Annotated in this window: 18 protein-coding genes and 2 riboswitches; of the genes, 7 read left to right on the top strand and 11 right to left on the bottom strand. The window is 69.2% G+C overall.

What is annotated here, in order from left to right:
* Positions 1 to 200: pyruvate dehydrogenase E1 component-related protein (locus HGG74_RS21400; RefSeq protein ID WP_246262695.1), on the bottom strand; the 200-nt coding region annotated here is incomplete at its 3' end.
* A 176-nt stretch (positions 201 to 376) separates the two neighbouring features.
* Here HGG74_RS21400 and HGG74_RS06005 point away from each other — a divergent pair.
* Positions 377 to 1141, top strand: coding sequence for an SDR family oxidoreductase (locus tag HGG74_RS06005; RefSeq protein WP_168485457.1), 765 nt, complete (start codon positions 377 to 379; stop codon positions 1139 to 1141).
* On the opposite strand, the gene HGG74_RS06010 is transcribed toward HGG74_RS06005, so the two are convergent.
* Entirely contained in the window at positions 1138 to 2340 is a 1203-nt protein-coding gene (locus HGG74_RS06010; protein WP_168485458.1) for an MFS transporter, read from the bottom strand. The genes HGG74_RS06005 and HGG74_RS06010 overlap by 4 nt on opposite strands.
* Before the next feature lie 234 nt (positions 2341 to 2574).
* Between HGG74_RS06010 and HGG74_RS06015 the strand changes: the two genes are divergently transcribed.
* Together HGG74_RS06015 and HGG74_RS06020 are read left to right on the top strand one after the other, a co-directional pair.
* Positions 2575 to 2928, top strand: coding sequence for a hypothetical protein (locus HGG74_RS06015; protein WP_168485459.1), 354 nt, complete (start codon positions 2575 to 2577; stop codon positions 2926 to 2928).
* A 56-nt stretch (positions 2929 to 2984) separates the two neighbouring features.
* Positions 2985 to 3677, top strand: a complete 693-nt coding sequence (locus HGG74_RS06020; protein WP_168485460.1) for an NADPH-dependent F420 reductase — start codon at positions 2985 to 2987, stop codon at positions 3675 to 3677.
* A gap of 1 nt (position 3678) precedes the next feature.
* On the opposite strand, the gene HGG74_RS06025 is transcribed toward HGG74_RS06020, so the two are convergent.
* The 6 genes from HGG74_RS06025 to HGG74_RS06050 all read right to left on the bottom strand — a co-directional run bounded on the left by HGG74_RS06025 (position 3679) and on the right by HGG74_RS06050 (position 11961).
* Positions 3679 to 5100 (bottom strand): L-serine ammonia-lyase, encoded by a 1422-nt coding sequence (locus HGG74_RS06025; RefSeq protein WP_168485461.1) that lies wholly within the window; start codon positions 5098 to 5100, stop codon positions 3679 to 3681.
* 121 nt (positions 5101 to 5221) lie between these two features.
* The gene (glyA, locus tag HGG74_RS06030) at positions 5222 to 6523 is read right to left on the bottom strand and encodes a serine hydroxymethyltransferase (protein WP_168485462.1); all 1302 of its coding nucleotides are present in this window, start codon (positions 6521 to 6523) and stop codon (positions 5222 to 5224) included.
* Complete coding sequence (gcvH, locus tag HGG74_RS06035) at positions 6520 to 6900, bottom strand: glycine cleavage system protein GcvH (protein WP_168485463.1); 381 nt, start codon at positions 6898 to 6900, stop codon at positions 6520 to 6522. The genes glyA and gcvH overlap by 4 nt, the downstream gene beginning before the upstream one ends.
* 143 nt (positions 6901 to 7043) lie before the next feature.
* Positions 7044 to 8192 (bottom strand): glycine cleavage system aminomethyltransferase GcvT, encoded by a 1149-nt coding sequence (gene gcvT / locus HGG74_RS06040; RefSeq protein WP_168485464.1) that lies wholly within the window; start codon positions 8190 to 8192, stop codon positions 7044 to 7046.
* Positions 8193 to 8210: 18 nt separating this feature from the next.
* On the bottom strand, positions 8211 to 11105 hold the full coding sequence (gene gcvP, locus HGG74_RS06045) for an aminomethyl-transferring glycine dehydrogenase (RefSeq protein ID WP_168485465.1): 2895 nt from the start codon (positions 11103 to 11105) through the stop codon (positions 8211 to 8213).
* A gap of 53 nt (positions 11106 to 11158) precedes the next feature.
* A riboswitch (glycine riboswitch) is annotated at positions 11159 to 11269 on the bottom strand.
* Positions 11270 to 11364: riboswitch (glycine riboswitch) on the bottom strand. It lies immediately after the preceding riboswitch.
* An 81-nt stretch (positions 11365 to 11445) separates the two neighbouring features.
* Entirely contained in the window at positions 11446 to 11961 is a 516-nt protein-coding gene (locus HGG74_RS06050; protein ID WP_168485466.1) for a mycothiol transferase, read from the bottom strand.
* A gap of 185 nt (positions 11962 to 12146) precedes the next feature.
* Here HGG74_RS06050 and HGG74_RS06055 point away from each other — a divergent pair, with 185 nt between their 5' ends.
* Positions 12147 to 12374, top strand: coding sequence for a hypothetical protein (locus HGG74_RS06055; RefSeq protein WP_246262696.1), 228 nt, complete (start codon positions 12147 to 12149; stop codon positions 12372 to 12374).
* Here the strand turns inward: HGG74_RS06055 and HGG74_RS06060 are convergent.
* Positions 12359 to 12634, bottom strand: a complete 276-nt coding sequence (locus HGG74_RS06060) for a protealysin inhibitor emfourin (RefSeq protein WP_168485467.1) — start codon at positions 12632 to 12634, stop codon at positions 12359 to 12361. The genes HGG74_RS06055 and HGG74_RS06060 overlap by 16 nt on opposite strands.
* Positions 12635 to 12677: 43 nt before the next feature.
* The gene (locus HGG74_RS06065) at positions 12678 to 13769 is read right to left on the bottom strand and encodes a M4 family metallopeptidase (protein ID WP_168485468.1); all 1092 of its coding nucleotides are present in this window, start codon (positions 13767 to 13769) and stop codon (positions 12678 to 12680) included.
* A gap of 146 nt (positions 13770 to 13915) precedes the next feature.
* Between HGG74_RS06065 and HGG74_RS06070 the strand changes: the two genes are divergently transcribed.
* The 3 genes from HGG74_RS06070 (at position 13916) to HGG74_RS06080 (ending at position 18701) form a co-directional block, all read left to right on the top strand.
* Positions 13916 to 15889: an MFS transporter gene (locus HGG74_RS06070; RefSeq protein WP_168485469.1), complete on the top strand. Its 1974-nt coding sequence runs from the start codon at positions 13916 to 13918 to the stop codon at positions 15887 to 15889.
* A gap of 183 nt (positions 15890 to 16072) precedes the next feature.
* Entirely contained in the window at positions 16073 to 17272 is a 1200-nt protein-coding gene (locus tag HGG74_RS06075; RefSeq protein WP_168485470.1) for a glutamate--cysteine ligase, read from the top strand.
* Positions 17273 to 17288: 16 nt separating this feature from the next.
* Positions 17289 to 18701, top strand: coding sequence for a M20/M25/M40 family metallo-hydrolase (locus HGG74_RS06080; protein WP_168485471.1), 1413 nt, complete (start codon positions 17289 to 17291; stop codon positions 18699 to 18701).
* Positions 18702 to 19237: 536 nt separating this feature from the next.
* Here HGG74_RS06080 and HGG74_RS21405 read toward each other — a convergent pair.
* A partial coding sequence (locus HGG74_RS21405; RefSeq protein WP_246262697.1) for a cbb3-type cytochrome c oxidase subunit I occupies positions 19238 to 19724 on the bottom strand: 487 nt, incomplete at its 5' end.

The raw sequence follows: 19724 nt of genomic DNA on the forward strand, positions 1-19724 counted from the left end.
TGGACCATCGGCAGGTTGACGCTGCGCGACCCTGCCCGTTCCACCAGCGAGCGCATGATGAACTGTGCGCGTTCGGTGCCCCGGTCCTGCACCAGCGAGTCCAGGGACTCGATCCATTCCGCGGTTTCTTCCGGATCGTAGTCCCGCAGGGGCCGGTTTGTTCCGCCCGCGAATGCCGGAAAATCTTCGGTGACCGTCATATGCAGCCTCTCCAGCGAGGGCAGGGATCCCCTGCCGCAGCGCTTCCTTGTATTTCGTATTGTGGAATAAAGTTTCCAACTAGTAAGATACAGTGAACGGTGCCACAGGTATTCCTGTCAATGCCGGCCGCCGGACACGCGTAAACTTCGAAACCGCCGATCTTGGAGGTCCTCCCATGACGCCTGCATCAGCAGACCAGCCGCCCGCCGCCGTCGTCACCGGCGCAGGCTCGGGCATCGGCCGGGCGGTCGCCCGGCAGTTGCTCGCGGCCGGCTTCAGGGTGGCGCTGGCCGGCCGGCGCAGCGGGCCGCTGGAGGAGTCCGCGGCCAGCCACCCCTCAGCCCTGTGCGTTCCAGCGGACGTGTCCGACCCGGACGACGTCGCCCGCCTGTTCCGGACGGTGGCCGGGGAATGGGGCCGCCTGGACCTGCTGTTCAACAACGCCGGCATCTTCGGCCCGGCCGCCGGCGTGGACGAGATCGACCTGGCGGACTGGAACGCCACGGTTGCGGTGAACCTGACCGGTGCCATGCTCTGCGCCGCGGAAGCCTTCCGGCTGATGAAGGCGCAGCAGCCGCAGGGCGGGCGCATCATCAACAACGGCTCCATTGCCGCGCACGCCCCGCGCCCGCGCTCGGTGGCCTACGCCGCCACCAAGCACGCGGTGACCGGGCTGACCAAATCCATCGACCTGGACGGGCGGCCGTACGGCATCAGCTGCGGCCAGATCGACATCGGCAACGCCTCCACCGAGATGATCGACGCCTTGGGCGCCGGCGGCGGGGCGCTGCAGCCGGATGGCCGGCGGCTCGTGGAGCCGACCTTCGACGTCGAGGAAGCCGCCCGCGCCGTCGTGCTGATGGCGACCCTGCCGCCGCAGGCTACCATCAACCAGCTGACCATCACCGCCAGCGGCATGCCCTATCTGGGCAGGGGTTAGCGCACCGTGCCCGGCCGGTTGCCGTAGCTGCGCAGGACCAGCGCCAGCAGCAGGCACAGCAGGTATCCCCCGCCGATCAGCAGCCAGCCGGGATCGAAGGTCCCGGTCCGGTCCAGCAGCAGGCCCATCAGCAGCGGCCCGGCCGCGAAGCCGGCGTACATCCCCATGGAGACCGCGCCCGATGCCGCCCCGACGCGGACTGCGGGCACCACCCGCATGATGCCGGCCATGGTCACGACGTTGGCACCCAGCACCGTGGCACCGTGCAGCACGACGCCGGTCCAGAGCAGCACGGGATTGCCGGACAGTCCGGCAAGCAGCAGCGCCAAGGCGCCGGCGAGGGCGCCGGCCGCGATCAGGATCAGCAGGGTGGAGGCGCGCACGCCCGTGGCCATCCGCCGGCCCCAGAGGATGCGCGAACTCACGCCCACCACCCCGGACACACCGGCGGCGACACCGCCGAGCACCAGCGGGAAGTCCAGCTCGCGGACCGCGAACAGCGGCAGGTAGACATTCGTGGCCTGGATCCCCAGCCCCGCGAGCAGCGCGTAGCCGGCGAAGATCCAGACCGACGCCGGAAAGCGTCCGGCCGGCGCCGTCCCGGACGGCGCCCCGGCGGCACCGGCCCGCACCGCGGGCTTTTCCGCGGGCAGGTGGCGCAGTCCGTACGCGAGCAGGACGACGGCGACGATGGCACCCAGCGCCATCGCCCCCTGCCAGCCGGCCCACAGCGCCACGACCGGGAAGAACAAGCCGGCGAACAGCTGGCTGCCCTGGACCCCCGACTGCTTGACCCCGATCCAGCCCGGCCGCTTGGGCGGGGCGACGTGGTGGATGATGATGCGGTTGGTGGTCGGGTTGGAGATGGCCTGGGCCGGACCGGCAATCAGCGCAGCAAGCAGCAGCACCGCATAGTGCCCGGCGAAGCCGGCGACCACCAGTGCGGCGGCGGTGCCGGCGAAGATCAGGATCAGCTGGGCACGGTTGGAAATGCGGTCGCTGAGCCGGCCCAGCCAGATGCTGCTCACCGCGGCGCTGGCGAACACGGCCGTAGCCAGCAGTCCGAACTGCCCCTCGCTGATCTGCAGGTCCGCGATGAGCAGCGGGCTGGTGGCGCTCAGGCCGTAGTTCAGCAGCGGTCCCACGCCCATCGCCGCCGTCAGGACAAAAAGCAGCGCGCCGGCGGGCTGGTGCGTCATGATGCGGGGGGTCGCCTTTCGTGGATCCGGGACCGGCTGCCCCGCTCCCAGCAGGTTACTACCACGCCCCACCGTCCAGGCGCCCGCGGCGGCCGAACGTGACGCACACCGTACCGCCACGTGGGTGGATTCACGCGGTTTTCGGCGGGCTAAGCCCTGCCACCCCGATAAAATTTAGTTGCGGCTGCTAACTAAAATCCAGCCCGGCCCCCAGCTTCTGATCCGGAGACTTCCATGCCCATTTTGCGTTCCCGCCAGCACGTCGGCCAGGACATCCTGCTGGCCCGCCACGGCAGCCGCATCTGCGCCACCCGCTACGACCGCCGGCGCAACTGCATTGTGGCCACCCTCGACGACGGTACGTTCGACACCGCCCCGAACGTGATCGCGGCCGGCGTGCTGCCGCCGACCATCTCCTCGGTACTGGCCGAGGACTACCGGTACCTGGCCAAGTTGTGCGCGATCTACCTGCTGTTCGCCGTGGTGCTCACGACCGGCGTGCTGGCGATGACCTCGGCCAGCCCGGCGCTCTCGGCCGTGGGCCTGGCCGAAGCCTACATGAGCCCGTTCCACGTCATTCCCCGCTGACCCCGTCCGCTGCCGCTGTCCTTGACCCGGTCCAGACCCGGGTTTACGGTGGCGGCATGAAAATCTCGGTCATCGGGACCGGCCTGGCGGGACGCGCCCTGGCAGCGAAAATCGCCCATGCCGGACACGCCGTCGTCCTCGGCACCCGCGACCCGGACCAGACGCTGGCCCGCACGGAGACCTCCCCCACCGGTGCCCCGCCGATCGGCCCCTGGCACGACGCGCACCGCAACATCCCGCTGGTGGCGCTGGCCGAGGCCGGCGGGCACGGTGAACTGATTGTCAACGCCACCGCCGGCACGGCCTCGCTGGCGGCGCTGCACGCCACCGCACCGCACGACGGCAAGATCATCATGGACGTGGCCAATCCGCTGGATTTTTCCCGCGGTTTTCCGCCGACCCTGTCCGTGTGCAACACCGACAGCCTGGCCGAGCAGATCCAGCGCGAGTTCCCCGCGGCGCGCGTGGTCAAGACCTTCAACACCATGAACCACCTGGTCATGGTGGATCCGCACCGGCTGCCCCGGCCCCACAACGTCTTCGTCGCCGGAGACGATCCGGGGGCCAAGGCCACTGTTTCCGGCCTGCTGGAGCAGATCGGCTGGCCACCGGCGGACATCCTGGACCTGGGCGGCATCAGCTCGGCCCGGGCCATGGAGATGTACCTGCCGCTGTGGCTGGCCCTGTTGCAGTCCCTGGGCAGCTGGGACTTCAATATCCGGATCGTCCGGCCGGAGCAGTCCGGCTAATTTAACACTCCACCACGTTGACGGCCAGGCCGCCCATCGCCGTCTCCTTGTACTTCTCGCTCATGTCCCTGCCGGTCTCGCGCATGGTCACGATCACCTCGTCGAGGGACACACGGTGGGTGCCGTCGCCCATCATCGCCATCTTCGCGGCATTAACGGCCTTGGCGGCGCCGATCGCGTTCCGCTCGATGCACGGGATCTGCACCAGCCCGCCGATCGGATCGCAGGTGAGCCCAAGGTTGTGCTCCATGGCGATCTCCGCGGCGTTCTCCACCTGGGCCGGGCTGCCGCCGAGGATCTCGGCCAGACCCGCAGCAGCCATGGAGGAGGCCGAACCGACCTCGCCCTGGCAGCCCACCTCGGCGCCGGAGATGGAGGCCTGCTCCTTGTAGAGCACGCCGACGGCGGCGGCGGCCAGCAGGAACCGGACGACCACGTCTTCCTTCTGCTCCCGGGACGGGTTTTCCATCCCCGGCGCATAATGCGTGGCATAGAACATCACCGCCGGAATAATGCCCGCGGCGCCGTTGGTGGGCGCGGTGACGACCCGGCCGCCGGAGGCGTTCTCCTCGTTGACCGCCAGCGCCACCAGGTTGACCCATTCCTGCCAGTACCGCGGATCCCTGTCCGGGTCCTGGGCCGACAGGCGCGCGTGCCAGTCCGGGGCACGGCGGCGGACCTTCAGTCCGCCCGGCAGCTCGCCGGTCCGGCCCAGGCTGGAGTTCTTGCACTCCTCCATCACGTCCCAAATGTGCAGCAGGCCGGCGCGGATCTGCTCCTCGCTGCGGAAGGTCAGTTCGTTGGCCATCATGACCCCGCTGATGCCCAGCCCGGTGTCCTTGCAGTGCCCGAGCATCTCGGCGGCAGTGCGGAAGGGGTAGGGCTGCTCGGCCAGGGTGGATTCGAGCCGGTCCAGGACGGCGTCCTCGGCGCCTTCACGGATAATGAAGCCGCCGCCCACGGAGAAGTAGGTTTCCTCGACCAGGACCTGCCCGGCGGCGTCAAGGACGGCGAACTTCATGCCGTTGGTGTGCCTGGGCAGCACCGTCAGCGGGTGCAGCACCATGTCCGCCACCGAATAGGTGATGGGCCTGGCCTGGTCGGCACCGGCAACCAGTTCCGCGCCCAGACGCAGGATGCCGGTGTCCTCGATCCGGGCCAGGGCCTCGTCGACTTCGGCCGGCAGGATGGTCTCGGGTTCGAAGCCTTCCAGTCCCAGCAGCACCGCGGTGAACGTGCCGTGGCCCCGGCCGGTGGCGGCCAGCGAACCGTACAGGTCCACACGCAGCCCGGCCACGCTCTCCAGCCGGCCCTCCTTGGCCAGCCGGGCGGTGAATTGGTGGGCGGCGCGCATCGGCCCCACCGTGTGGGAGCTGGACGGGCCGATGCCCACCGTGAACAGGTCAAAGACGCTGATAGCCATTGGGTGTCATGCCTCGTTTCCAAAAGGGTGCCCACAGGTGCGTGAGCGGTATCACAGGTTGGTGCCCCTACGCCGCGGGCCCGGAATCGAGCGATGCCGGGCCCGCGGAACGTTGGACCGGTCAGGTCAGCGTAGCCAGCTGCGGGTAGAGCGGGTGGGCCGCCGCCAGGGCCTCCACACGGGCCTTGAGGCCGGACAGATCCGCCTCCGGGCCCGCGGTGAGAGCCTCGGCAATCACGTCGGCGACCTCGGCGAACGCCTCCTCACCGAAGCCGCGGGTGGCCAGCGCCGGAGTGCCGATCCGCAGGCCGGAGGTGACCATCGGCGGGCGCGGGTCGAACGGGACCGCATTGCGGTTGACCGTGATGTCGATTTCCGCGAGGCGGTCCTCGGCCTGCTGTCCGTCCAGCTCCGAGTGGCGCAGGTCCACCAGGACCAGGTGCACGTCGGTGCCGCCGGTCAGCACCGTGATGCCCTTGGCCGCCACATCCGGGGCGGAGAGGCGGTCGGCCAGGATCTTCGCACCGTCGAGGGTGCGGCGCTGGCGCTGGGCGAACTCCTCGGAGGCGGCGATCTTGAACGCCACCGCCTTGCCGGCGATGACGTGCTCCAGCGGCCCGCCCTGCTGGCCGGGGAAGACCGCGGAGTTGACCTTCCTGGCGATCTCCGCGTCGTTGGTCAGGATGATGCCGCCGCGCGGACCGGCGAGGGTCTTGTGCGTGGTGGAGGTGACCACGTGGGCGTGCGGCACCGGGCTCGGGTGCAGGCCGGCGGCCACCAGGCCGGCGAAATGCGCCATGTCCACCATCAGGTACGCCCCCACCGAATCGGCGATCCGGCGGAACTCGGCGAAGTCCAGCTGGCGCGGGTACGCGGACCAGCCGGCCACGATCAGCTGCGGCCGGTGCTCTTCGGCCAGGCGGGCCACCTCGGCCATGTCCACCCGGTAGTCGGTTTCGGCCACACCGTAGGCCACCACATTGTAGAGCTTGCCGGAGAAGTTGATCTTCATCCCGTGGGTCAGATGGCCGCCGTGGGCCAGGTTCAGGCCCAGGATGGTGTCCCCGGGCTTGATCAGCGCGTGCATCACCGAGGCGTTCGCCTGGGCGCCGGAGTGCGGCTGCACATTGGCGTATCCGGCGCCGAACAGGGCCCTGGCCCGGTCGATGGCCAGCTGCTCGATGACGTCCACGTATTCACAGCCGCCGTAGTAGCGCCGGCCCGGGTAGCCCTCGGCGTACTTGTTGGTCACTACCGAGCCCTGCGCCTGCATGACGGCAACCGCGGTGTGGTTCTCCGAGGCGATCATCTCCAGGCCGGTCTGCTGGCGGCGCAGCTCGTTGTCGATCTGCGCGGCGATTTCCGGATCCAGCTCGCCCAGATCGGCGTTGAGGCTGGTGCTGGCCACTGCCTGGATGCTCATCCGAGTTCACCGCCGTTCTTGGAGGCGTACTCCTCGGCCGAGAGCAGCGGGCCCTCTTCGGAGACGTTGACGGTGAACAGCCAGCCCTCGCCGTACGGATCCGAATTCAGCAGGCTCGGATCGTCGATGGCGGCCTGGTTGACCTCGGCCACCTCGCCGGAAACCGGCGCGTAGAGGTCGGACACGGACTTGGTGGACTCGACCTCGCCGCAGGACTGGCCGGCGGTGATGGTGGTGCCGGCCTCGGGCAGGTCGACGTACACCACGTCGCCGAGGGCGTCCGCGGCCACCTGCGAGATGCCCACCTTCACGGGGCTGGAGCCGTCAACCCACTCGTGCTCATCGGAGTACCGCAGACCGGACAGAACCTTGCTCATAGTGGAACCTTTCGAAAGTCTGAATGAAAATCTCGGGACAGCCGGAAGCGGAGCCGGCAACATTCCCTAAGCGCGCATCGCCGCAGCGAGGGACGAGCGGAGGTGTCTAAGCGCGTGGGAATGTCGCCGGGGCCGCCGGCAAACTACTTTTCGCGCTTGTAGAACGGCAGTTCGACAACCTCGAACGGCTCCGCCTTGCCGCGCAGGTCGGCATCGAGCCTGGTCCCGGGCACCGCGAGCCCGGCGTCTACGTACGCCAGGGCCACCGGGTAGCCCAGGGTGGGGCTCGGCTGGCCGGAGGTCACCTCGCCGACCACGGCGCCGTCCTTGAGCACCGGGTAGTGCGAGCGCGCGGCACGCCGGCCCAGGCCCCTCAGGCCTACCAGCCTGCGCTTCGGCCCCTCGGCCTTCCGGGCCTCGAGGGCCGATCGGCCGACGAAATCCGACTCCTTCTTAAAGGAGACCACCGGGCCGAGGCCTGCCTCGAACGGGGTGACCTGCAGGGAGAGTTCGTTGCCGTAGAGCGGCATGCCGGCTTCCAGCCGCAGCGAGTCGCGGCAGGCCAGGCCTGCCGGGATGAGCCCGGACTCCTGGCCCACCGCCAGCAGCGCCTCCCACAGCGCGGCGGCGGACTCGTTCGGGACGTAGATCTCGAAGCCGTCCTCGCCGGTGTAGCCGGTGCGGGCCAGCAGCAGCTTGTGGGCCCCGGAGCCGAAGGTGAACTCTACGTCCTCGGCGGCGTAGTACTTCAGCTCCTGCACCGTCCGGTGGTGGCCGGCCGGAATGAGCTTGAGCAGGATCTGCTGGGCTGCAGGCCCCTGCACCGCGACCAGCGAGGTCGCCGCCGAGGCGTCGGTGACCGTGACGTCGAAGCCTGCAGCCCGCGCGGTGAGTTCGGCGGCGACGGTGGCGGCATTGCCGGCGTTGGGCACCACCAGGTACCGGTCCCCCTTGCCGGTGGCCGGACGGCGGTAGGAGATCAAATCGTCGATGATCCCACCGTCGGCATTGCAGATCAGCGAGTACTTGGCCCTGCCGGGAGCGACCGCGCCCAGGTTGCCGACCAGGGCATAATCCAGGAACTTGGCGGCTTCCGGACCCTCGACCCAGACCTCGCCCATGTGGGAGAGGTCGAACAGGCCGGCGGCGGCGCGGACGGCGTGGTGCTCGGCCAGTTCGCTGCCGTACTTCAGCGGCATCTGCCAGCCGCCGAAGTCGGTGAAGGAGGCGCCCAGCTTCTGGTGCTGCTCCTGCAGGGCCGTGTAGCGGCCGGTAGTGGTGCCAGTGCTCATCGTCCGATGCACCTTTCCTTAGTTCGCAAATGCTTCGGGCGGCGGGCAGGAGCAGATCAGGTTCCGGTCCCCGGCGGCGCCGTCGATCCGGCCGACCGGGGCAAAGTACTTGTCCATCTTCAGCACCGGCAGCGGGAAGACCGCCTGCTCCCGGCTGTACTTGCGGTTCCAGTCGCTGCTGATGGCTGCCGCGGCCGTGTGCGGTGCCAGGCGCAGCGGGGACTCCTCCACGCTGAACTCGCCGTTGGCGACCTGGTCGATCTCGCCCTTGATCGAGATCATCGCGTCGATGAACCGCTCGATCTCGCCCAGGTCCTCGGACTCGGTGGGTTCGACCATCAGGGTGCCGGCCACCGGGAAGGCCAGGGTGGGGGCGTGGAAGCCGTAGTCGATCAGGCGCTTGGCCACGTCCTCGGCGGTGACCCCGGTCCGGGCGGTCACCTCGCGCAGGTCCAGGATGCACTCGTGGGCCACCAGGCCGGCGTTGCCGGTGTAGAGCACCGGGAAGTGCTCGTTCAGGCGCGAGGCGACGTAGTTCGCCGCCAGCAGCGCGTTCTTGGTCGCCTCGGTCAGGCCCTCGCCGCCCATCATGGCCACGTAGGCCCAGGAAATCGGCAGCACGCCGGCGGAGCCGTACTCCGAGGCGGACACCGGGACGCCCTTGGCTGTATCGTCGGCGGTGCCCGCCGCAGCCGCGTTCCCCGGCAGGAACGGCACCAGGTGCTCGGCCACGGCCACCGGGCCGACGCCCGGGCCGCCGCCGCCGTGCGGGATGCAGAAGGTCTTGTGCAGGTTCAGGTGGGACACGTCGCCGCCGAACTGGCCCGGCTGGGCCAGGCCGACCAGGGCGTTGAGGTTGGCGCCGTCGATGTAGACCTGCCCGCCGGCAGCGTGCACCCAGTCGCAGACCTGGCGCACGTCGGCGTCGTAGACCCCGTGGGTGGACGGGTAGGTGATCATGATGCCGGCCAGTTCGTCCTTGTGCTGCTCGATCTTGGCAGCCAGGTCCTCGTGGTCGATGGTGCCGTCCGCGGCGGTGGCGACGACGACGACCTGCATACCGGCCAGCACCGCGGAGGCGGCGTTGGTGCCGTGGGCCGAGGCCGGGATCAGGCAGATGGTCCGCTGTGCCTCGCCGCGGGCGACCTGGTAGTTGCGGATGGCCAGCAGCCCGGCGTACTCGCCCTGCGAGCCGGCGTTGGGCTGGATGGACACGCCCGCGTAGCCGGTGATGGCCGAGAGCCGGGCTTCCAGGTCCTCGATCAGCTCCCGCCAGCCGGCGGTCTGGTGCTTCGGGGCGAACGGGTGGATGGTGGCGAATTCAGGCCAGGTGATGGACTCCATTTCCGCGGTGGCGTTGAGCTTCATGGTGCACGAGCCCAGCGGAATCATGGTCCGGTCCAGGGCCAGGTCCCGGTCGGAGAGCCGGCGCAGGTAGCGCATCATCTGGGTCTCGGAGCGGTGGCTGTGGAACACCGGGTGCTGCAGGTAGGAGGAGGTGCGCAGCAGGTCTTCGCCGAGCTCGAAGCCGGCGGCGGAAGCGGCGCCGGCAACCTGCGCTGCGATTTCCTCTGTAATTTCCGCGGTGGAACCGCCCACGCCGAAGGCCTCGGCGACCAGCGCCAGGTGTTCCGCGGTCGTGCCCTCACCGGTGGAGATGCCCACGTGGTCGGCGTCGATCACCCGCAGGTTCACGCCCTTGGCCTCGGCAGCCTTGATCACAGCCTCCGCGCGGCCCGGGACCTTCACGGTCAGGGTGTCGAAGAAGGTGTCCGAGACCAGCTCCAGGCCGGCGCCGGCCAGCACGGCAGCGAGGGTGCGCGCCGAGTTGTGTACGTGCTGCGCGATCGCCTTCAGGCCCTCGGGACCGTGGTAGACCGCGTACATGCTGGCGCAGATGGCCAGCAGGGCCTGCGCGGTGCAGATGTTGGAGGTGGCCTTCTCGCGGCGGATGTGCTGTTCGCGGGTCTGCAGCGCCAGCCGGTAGGCCGGGGTCCCGGCCGCATCCTTGGAGACGCCGACCAGGCGCCCGGGCAGGGAGCGCTCCAGGCCCTTGCGCACGGCCATGTAGGCCGCGTGCGGGCCGCCGAAGAACAGCGGCACGCCGAAGCGCTGGGAATTGCCCACGGCGATGTCCGCGCCCTGCTCGCCGGGAGGGGTGATCAGGGTCAGGGCCAGCAGGTCGGCGGCCACGGTGACCATGGCGCCGCGTTCCTTGGCTGCGGCAATGATTCCGGAGTGGTCGAACACGCGGCCGGAGACGCCCGGCTGCTGCAGCACGATGCCGGAGATCTCGCCTTCGGGCAGGCCCGCGGACAGGTCGGCGACCTCGACCTCGAAGTCCAGGGCCTCGGCCCGGCCCTTGACGACGGCGATGGTCTGCGGGAGCAGGTCGGCGTCCAGGACCGTCTTGCCCTCGGCGCGGGCCTTGTTGGTGCGGCGCATCAGCAGCACGGCCTCGGCCACAGCGGTGGCCTCGTCCAGCAGCGAGGCATTGGCGATCGGCAGCCCGGTCAGATCCTCGACCATGGTCTGGAAGTTCAGCAGGGCCTCGAGCCGGCCCTGGGAGATTTCGGGCTGGTACGGGGTGTAGGCGGTGTACCAGGCGGGGTTTTCCACGATATTGCGGCGGATCACCGGCGGCGTGATGGTGTCGTAGTACCCCTGGCCGATCATCTGCACGGCCGTGACGTTCCTGGCTGCCAGGGCGCGCAGGTCCGCCAGGACTTCGGACTCGCTGCGGGCCGGCGGCAGGTCCAGCGGCGCGGACTGGCGGATGTCCGCCGGCACGGCGGCGTCCACCAGGGCGTCGAGGCTGTCATAGCCGAGCTGCCTGAGCATCTTCTCGGCATCGTTGCCACGCGGGCCAATGTGGCGGTCGGCGAAGACAGCGATGGTCGGTTGAACCGTCATGAAAGGAACTCCAGTTATTCGCCGGTATGCGTACATACCTGTGGATGTGGGTTCCTCCCCGCTCTGTCTGGGACCTGAGAGATTCCGCGCGGCCCGAGGAATGGTCGGGTCCGGCTTGCACCGTCGGTGAACCAGTACGCTGACTGGCTGCTTTCCAGAGTTGCCTGTCCGCGGCGGTACAGGTGCCTGAGAGATTCCTGGGGAGGATTTGCTCCTACGGCGCCTGCCGGATTCAGCAGGACTCTCCCGCCGCATGTCGAAGGCTGTTATTGAATTATGGCTATAAGAATCCTAGCCGCTGGCGCTGGCTCCAAACAAGCGCCGGCGCCGGCACGGGCCGCTACGCCTCCCCGCGCCGGACCATGCCCTTGACGTAGGCGGCCTGGCCGCAGTGTTCCAGGCAGTCATCGACGACGCTGACCAGGCGCACGCCCAAGGTGACCGGCGGGTCCCAGCGGGTGTCCACGATCCGGTCCAGGTCCTCCTCGGCCAGCCCGCGCAGGTAGCTCACGGTGTGCCCGTGCACGGCGTCGAAATAGTCCCGGAGCAGCCCGGCCGAGGGGACGCGGACCAGGTCCACCTGGGCGGAACTGTGTCCATAGCCGGTGTCCGCCACCTCCAGGTCCAGTGCGAACCGTGCTGCCCAGCCTTGGGCCGTCCACAGCTGTTCGGTGCCGGCGACGTCGGAGATGTGGTCGTCCTGCACGCGTGTCAGGTGCCAGATGAGCCAGGCGATGGAGTTGCCTCCGCCCCCGGGACGCACCATGAGTTCTCCGGGGGCCAGGCCCTCGAGGATGGCGTGCACGCGCTCCTGGGCCCGCCCGTAGGCATCAATGAGCAGGTCGTTGAACTTCATGCCGACAGCCTACGGGAGGGACACTCCCGGAACAGGCCGCCCCGGCGCCGCCGGGCCCGTCCGCCGTTGTTCCGCACTCCTTACCTGGCGGAAACGCAGCGGCAACAGCACGGGGCGAGCATGGAACCGACGACGAGAGGTCCGGGCACGTAGTCCCGGACCCCGGTCCGATCAGGAGGTTGGCCATGACCTTGGAACCCGCCGGCCGGCCGGTCCGTCTGGACGATCTGTCCGGGCTGCTGCCGGGAACGCACATCGAAGCCCGCGACCTGAACGATGTCCGCTGCCGGGGCCGGGTGGAGGACGTTGCCCCGGGACTTGGCGTCGCGTGGATCCGGGAGGACGGCCTCGGCGCGCGCAGGATCGTGGACCTGCACGAGTACAGCCTCTGGCTGGTTCAGCCCGACTGCTGACCGGCCGCCCTGCGGGCCATGTCCACCAGCCTCAGCCATGGCCCGGTCAACTCGCGTTCGGGCAGCGTCGCCTGGCGCTCCCCTGCCTGGATGTCGTAGATGAAGCGGTCCGGCTGGTTCTCCTGCGCCGGGACGGCTTCCCACGGGCACGCCTCGATGACTTCGCGCCAGTCCCGTTCGAGCTCGTCGCCGCCCACCTCCACGGACCAGCGCCTGGTCAGACCGGCAAATCCTCCGGTGCGCTTGACAGAGATCCTCATCGTGTCCCGCCCGTCCCGCTGCCGCTCCTCCCTGGCGGCCGGCCTAGTCCATCAGGCCCACCGCTGCCCAGGCCGCAGCCAGGGCGGCATATTCCTCCGAATCCCTACCGTACCGCTTGACGGCCGCGGATTCAGTGGCCCGGACGAATCCGGCGAAATCCGTCTGCGCTCCCACGTCCGGCCCGGTCAGGGCGTCGTACCAGATCAGGCCGGCCCGCTCCCACGCATACCCGCCCAGGCGCAGGGCCAGCAGGGCAAAGGCGCGGTTGGGAATGCCCGAGTTCAGATGGACGCCGCCGTTGTCGTCGCTGGTCTGGACATAGCCGGCCATGCTGCCCGGCTGCGGGTCCTTGCCAAGGACGTCGTCGTCGTAGGCGGTGCCCGGTTCCTTCAGCGAGCGCAGCGCCACGCCGCTGACCTGGTCGGTGAACAGCCCCTCCCCGATCAGCCAGCTTGCTTCCGCGGCGGTCTGCCGCAGCGCGTACTGCTCCACCAGGACGGCGAAGACGTCGGCCATGGATTCGTTCAGGGCCCCGGACTGCCCCTGGTAGGCGAAATTGGCGGTGTACTGGACGACCCCGTGCGTCAGCTCGTGCCCGATCACCGACAGCGAACCGGTGAATCCCTTGAGGATCTGCCCGTCCCCGTCGCCGAACACCATCCGGGTGCCGTTCCAGAAGGCGTTGTCGTAGTCCTGTCCGTAATGGACCGTAGCGCGCAGGACTTCGCCGGCGTCATCAAGCGAATTGCGCCCGTAGACCCGGGCAAACAGCTCGAAGGTGGAGCCCAGCCCGTCATAGGCCTCATTCACCACCGGATCGGCGACCGGCGGCCGGCCCTCGCTGCGCACCCGCTTTCCGGGCAGCCGCTCGCCATGCTGTGCATCGTTGATCTGGCGGTCCGGGGCCAGCTCTGCCCAGGCTTCCGGCCCCCTGGCCGGCTCCGGCCCGGGGTGCAGCACTGACGGTGCCGGGAGAACGGCGGAGAGCTGCCGGACCTTGGCCTGCCGGGTCCGGTTCAGCCCCGCCGTGCGCAGGAGCGCGCGCCGGGCCGCCTCGGCCGCCGGCTGCAGGCTGTCCCGCTCCAGCCGGGCAATCCGGCGCAGCAGGTAGGGCGGAACAATGGAACAGTGCATGGCAACCTCCTGGTTGTCTTCAGCGTATGTCCCGCCGCCGACAACCTGGAGCCGGCCCGCCGCGGGCTGGCCTGCGTATGGTCCGGTGTAGATTTTCCGTACAGGGCCGCACCGGCCGCCACAGCGCGACGTCACCAAGGAACCCCATGCTCCGCTCCTCCGCCCGCCAGCGCATGCCCGCCTGGGCGGTAATTACGGTGCTCTGCCTGGCCGGGACGGTGGTGGCCCTGCTGCAGACCATGGTGGTGCCGCTGTTGCCGGACTTCCAGCAACTGCTGGGCGTCTCCGCCGAGGATGTGTCCTGGCTAGTGACCGCCACCCTGCTCACCTCTGCGGTAGCGACGCCGATCGTCGGGCGGCTGGCGGACATGTTCGGCAAGCGCCTGATGATGGTCGTGTGCATTCTGCTCATGGTGGCCGGATCGGTGGTTGCCGCGCTCGGCGGCAGCTTTGCCGCCGTGGTCGCCGGCCGGGCCCTGCAGGGTTTCTCCTCGGCGCTGATTCCGGTAGGCATCAGCATCATGCGGGACGAACTGCCGCGGGAAAAGGTCGGTTCGGCCATCGCCGTCATGAGTGCCACGCTGGGCATCGGCGGGGCGCTTGGCCTGCCGCTGGGTGGCTGGCTGTTCGAAAAGGCCGGCTGGGAAGTGATCTTCTGGCTCTCGGCGGCCACCGGCGTGCTCCTGCTGGCCGGCGTGCTCGCGGTGGTCGCCGAGTCCGAGGTCAAGGCGGGCGGGCGGTTCGACTATCTTGGCGCCTTCCTGCTCTCCGTGGCGCTCACCGCTTTGCTGCTGGCCATCTCCAAGGGCGGCAGCTGGGGTTGGGGCAGCGAACCGGTCCTCCTGCTCTTCGTGCTCACCCTGGTGGTGCTGGCCGTCTGGTTCCCGTATTCGCTCAAGGTCAGCCAGCCGCTGGTGGACCTGCGCACCTCCGGACGCCGCCCGGTCCTGCTGACCAATGCCGCCTCGGTGCTGGTCGGCTTCGCCCTCTTCGCCAACATGCTCCTGAGCGCCCAGCAGCTGCAGCTGCCCGCCGGGACAGGCTATGGCTTCGGCCTCAGCCCGATTGCCGCCGGTGTGGCCATGATCCCCTCCGGCCTGGCCATGGTCCTGTTCTCCCCGGTCTCCGGTGCCATGATCAACCGGTTCGGCGGGAAGGCCACGCTCCTGGCCGGCTCCGCAGTCATGGCGGCCGGCTATGTGGCCCGGGTGTTCTTCAGCGACTCGATGGCGGCCGTGATCCTGGGCGCCACGGTGGTCAGCGTCGGCTCGGCGGTGGCTTACGCCGCGATGCCCAGCCTGATCATGGCCAATGTCCCGATCACGGAAACTGCCTCGGCCAACGGGCTCAACGCCCTGCTGCGCGCCATCGGCACCTCCACCTCCAGCGCCGTGGTCGCCGTCGTCCTCTCCTCCGTCACCGCCGCCCACGCCGGGGTTCAGCTGCCGTCCCTGGAGGCGTTCCAGGATGTGTTCTGGATCGCCGCGCTGGCATCGCTGGCCGCGTGCGCCCTGGTCTGGTTCATCCCGCGGCCCGAACCGGTGCCCGCCGAAGCCGTCCCGGCCCGGCTGCCGGCCGTCACCCCGGCGGGTGAAAGCGCCGAGACAGTGGTGCATGGCTGCGTGCTGACCGGCGAGGAGAACCCGCTCCCGCACGCCGTCACCACTGTCCTGAAAACCACCGGGGAACCGGTGGACTGGAGCCGCGCCGATGCCGAGGGCAGGTTTTCGCTGGCACTGCCCGGCCCCGGCGAATACCTGGTGGTTGCCACCGCGGACGGCTGGGTGCCGCGCTCAAGGATCGTGGAGTTCCCCGGCGAGGGCCATGAGGAACGCATCCACCTGCGGCACCGGCTCTCGCTGACCGGCTGGGTCCTGCGCGACGGCGAATCCCTGCCGGGCGCGCTCGTGGCGCTGACCGCCGCCTCGGGCGAGTTCGTCGCCTCCACCCGGACGGACCGCAGCGGCCACTACGAACTGCAGCTGCCGCCGCCGGGACGATATGTGCTGACGGCGGTCGAGGCCGAGACGTTCCACACCTACTCCCGCAAGGTCATCACCACCGCCGAGCCGGCAGTAGTGAACCTGGACCTGGTGGGTACCGCCCTGCCGCGAGACTGAACGCTCAGCGGCTGCCCCGTCGTGGACCATGCTCGATGAGCGCATCGCAAACCGTGGCCCGGGTTCCCTGCTCCCGCAGCAGTCCACGGGCACGCGGTCCTGCCCTAGCAGGGGAGAGGTGCTTGATGTAACCTCAAGGTGGGTTCAGCAGCGGCCTTGGACCTTTCACATGTGAGGTATTCAATGGACGGCTTCACGGAGGCAGCTGCCGGCCACCCCCAGTGGAATAACCGCACTTTCGGGGTCGAAGAGGAATTCCTGCTGGTGGATGAACGAACGGCAAGGCCTGTGGCCGTCGCCGAATCTTCACTGGCGCGGACGGGGGCCGGCGGCAACAGCGCCGGCTGCACGCTCACGCTCGAGCTGAAGCAGGAACAGCTGGAAGCCGTCAGTCCGGTGTGTTCCACCCTTGACGAACTGGTTGCCGCCGTCAGCGGCGGGCGGGCCCGCGCGGATGAGGCTGCCCGGGCCGCCGGGGCCCGGGCCGTGGCGCTCGGTACGAGTGTAGGCAGGCATGCGACCCATACTGTTCCGTCGCCGCGGTACCTGGACATGGCCCAGCGGTTCGGGTTGACGCTGAAGGAACAGCTGACCTGTGGCCTGCATATCCATGTCGGCGTCGCTTCGCCTGAAGAAGGCGTCGCCGTGCTGGACCGGATACGGATCTGGCTGCCGGTACTGCTGGCCCTGAGCGCTAATTCGCCCTTTTGGCAGGGCAAGGACAGCGGGTACGAGAGTTTCAGGTACCAGGCGTGGAACCGGTGGCCGAGTGCAGGCCCGTGCGAAGTTTTCGGTTCCGCCGCTGCCTACCGGGCGCACATAGAATCGATGCTGGCCGCCGGGGTACTGCTGGACGAGGGCATGGTCTATTTCGACGCGCGACTGTCGCAAAACCATCCGACGGTCGAGGTCCGGATCGGCGATGTGTGCCTGGAGGCTTCCGATACCGCAGCACTTGCGGCAGTGGTCCGGGCCCTGGTGGAGACCGCTGCCCGGCAGTGGCGAGCCGGGCTGCCCGTGCCGAAGGCTTCCGCAGCACAGCTGAGACTGGCAGGCTGGCAGGCCAGCAGGTCCGGAGTGGAGGGCCAACTCGTCCACCCCCTGCTGCTGACCCCCTGCACCGCCGCCGAAGCCGTCGAGGCCCTGCTGAAGCACATCCGTCCGGTCCTGCTCGACTCCGGGGACGAGGAACAGGTCCGGCTGGGATTGGCGCGTGTCCTCTCCCGCGGTACCGGGTCCCGGCGGCAGCGGGAAGTCATGATGGCGACCGGCAGCCGCAAAGCGGTAGTGCTGGACGCCATCGAACACACCCATTCCGTTCCGGTGCAGCCGGCGGCGGCTCCACCGCTCCGGCCGGCTGCACCGGCCATTTTGCCGGGCTAACTGAGGGAGGCCGCAGATGCAGGATCCGGGCGACGTCCACGGCTACTTGCAGGAGCATATGCCGGAACTGCTCGACCGGCTGGCCGGCTGGGTCCGGATCCCGTCCGTGGCCGGAGTACCGGAGCGGGCGCACCAACTGATCCGTTCGGCCAACTGGCTGGCCGCGGAGCTGCGGGACGTGGGGTTCCCGACTGTGGAGATCTGGCCTGCCGGCGGAAGCGCCGCCGTGTTCGCCGAATGGTGCGGCGCTCCCGGGGCCCCGACCGTGCTGGTCTACAGCCACCACGACGTCCGCGCCGTCAAGGAAGAAAACTGGGACCAAACCGCTCCGTTCGATCCGGTGCTGCGCGACGGCCGGCTCTACGGCCGCGGAAGTTCCGATGCCAAGGGCCAGGTCATGGCGCACCTGTGGGGAATCCGCGCCCACCTGGCCGCCACCGGGCGCCCTGCTCCGGCGGTCAACCTGAAATTCATCATCGAAGGCGAGGAGGAGACCGGGTCGGGGCAGCTGGCCGGGCTGCTGGAGGACAACCGTGGGAGGCTGGACGCCGACGTCGTCCTCTTTTCGGATACCCTGCTCTGGCATGCGGACCATCCGGCGCTCTGCACCAGCGTGCGGGGCATGGTCGAGGCCGAGTTGGAAATCTACGGCCCGCTCAGGGACGTGCACAGCGGAACGGGCTCCGGCACGGCGCCCAACCCTATCTTCGAGCTCAGCCGCCTGCTGGCGCAGCTGCACGACGACAAGGGCAGGATCACGCTGCCCGGCTTCTACGATTCGGTGGACGGGATGTCGGCCCGCCGCCAGGCCGAACTCGCAGCCCTGCCGTTCGATGAGAAGGACTGGCTGGACCGGTCCAACACCCGCAGCATCGGCGGCGAGGAAGGTTATACGGTCCTGGAGCGGCTTTGGGAGCGCCCGGCGGTCGAAGTCGTCAGCCTGATCGCGGGGGATCCCGTGGGCATCACCCGCGCCTGCATCCCCGCTGCAGCGTCCGTGAAACTGAGCATCCGCACCGTGACCGGCCAGACAGTCCAGGACGTCGCGGCGCAGCTGCGCCGCTGGGTCGCCGAAAGCATTGGCGGAGGTTTCGACTACGACCTGGCCGTCGACGTCGAAACCGCCCAGGAGCCTTACCGGACACCCGACCATCCCGCCCTTGACGCCCTCGACCGGGCCATGCGGCTGGGGTTCAGGACCGGCCACGTGGGACGGATGGGCAATGCCGGCGGCGGGCCGGCCGAGCTGCTGGCCTCGAGGCTGGATGCTCCGGTGCTGTTCTTCGGTACGGGCCTGATCGAGGACGTCTGGCACGACAGCGACGAGAGCGTCCACGTGGAAACCCTCCTGGCAGGCACGGCCACCCTTGCCTGCCTGTGGGAGGAACTGGCAGGAATGCTGGCTCCACCCCCACTTATCTCCCCCTGACTCCCCGACGCTGCCGGGCAGCCCTGAGATTATCCTGCCCGCCCCTCCCGCGGCCGCCGGTACAGACTCCTTTATGTCACCTACCATCATCGGGTTGGCCGCAGGCCAACCGCTGGCAGGCCTGTCCAGCGGCAAGGCCGGACACAGGGGCTCCCGCTGATCCTTGCCACCTTTGTCCACATCACCGCCTCGCTTCGCACCGTTGCCCGGAGTGGGGCATGGCCGCGGCCGGCACCATGTTGACACTGTCGCTGCCGGTACTGCACTTCAACTCTTTAACGGCCTGGCCGGGGATTGCCGGGGACCATTGTTCCGCTCTGGCGCTGCATCTTGGGGAGCGACTTCATGGTCCCGTGCATGCGTGTGCGGGCCATGCCGAGTCACGGCGGCCAGGCGGCATCGCTGCGGAGCAGGCCGGCGCCGGGCACGGAAGACCTGGACGTCACGCTCGCCGCAGAGGCCTGCCGGTACAGCTGGCCGGGATGGAGCCGGGAGCGAGGGCCAGGGCGGCGTGGTGTGTGTCCCGCCCCTGCCCCTTATCGCTGTCCGGCGTCCGGTGCCGGACCTTGCGAGCGGTCGGCGGGGCCGAGGACTTTGGCGGGGGCGGAGTCCTCGTCTTCGTGCCCGTGGCTTCGCGGGGCCAGCTCCGGGTGGTGCAGGTCCAGGGCGGGGCGCTCGGAGCGGATGCGCGGCAGCGAGGTGAAGTTGTGCCGCGGCGGCGGGCAGGAGGTGGCCCACTCGAGCGAGCCGCCGAAGCCCCACGGATCGTCCACCTCGACCTTTTTGCCGCTGCGCCAGGTGACGTACACGTTCCAGAAGAACGGGATCAGCGAGGCACCCAGGATAAAGGAGCCGACGGTGGAGAACTGGTGCATGACGGTGAATTCGTCCTCGGGCAGGTAGTCCGCGTACCGGCGGGGCATGCCGATGACGCCGAGCCAGTGCTGGATCAGGAAGGTGGCGTGGAAGCCCAGGAAAAGCGTCCAGAAGTGGATCTTGCCCAGGCGCTCGTTGAGCATCTTG

Origin of the sequence: Arthrobacter mobilis (genome assembly GCF_012395835.1) — a bacterium.
GTDB lineage: Bacteria > Actinomycetota > Actinomycetes > Actinomycetales > Micrococcaceae > Crystallibacter > Crystallibacter mobilis.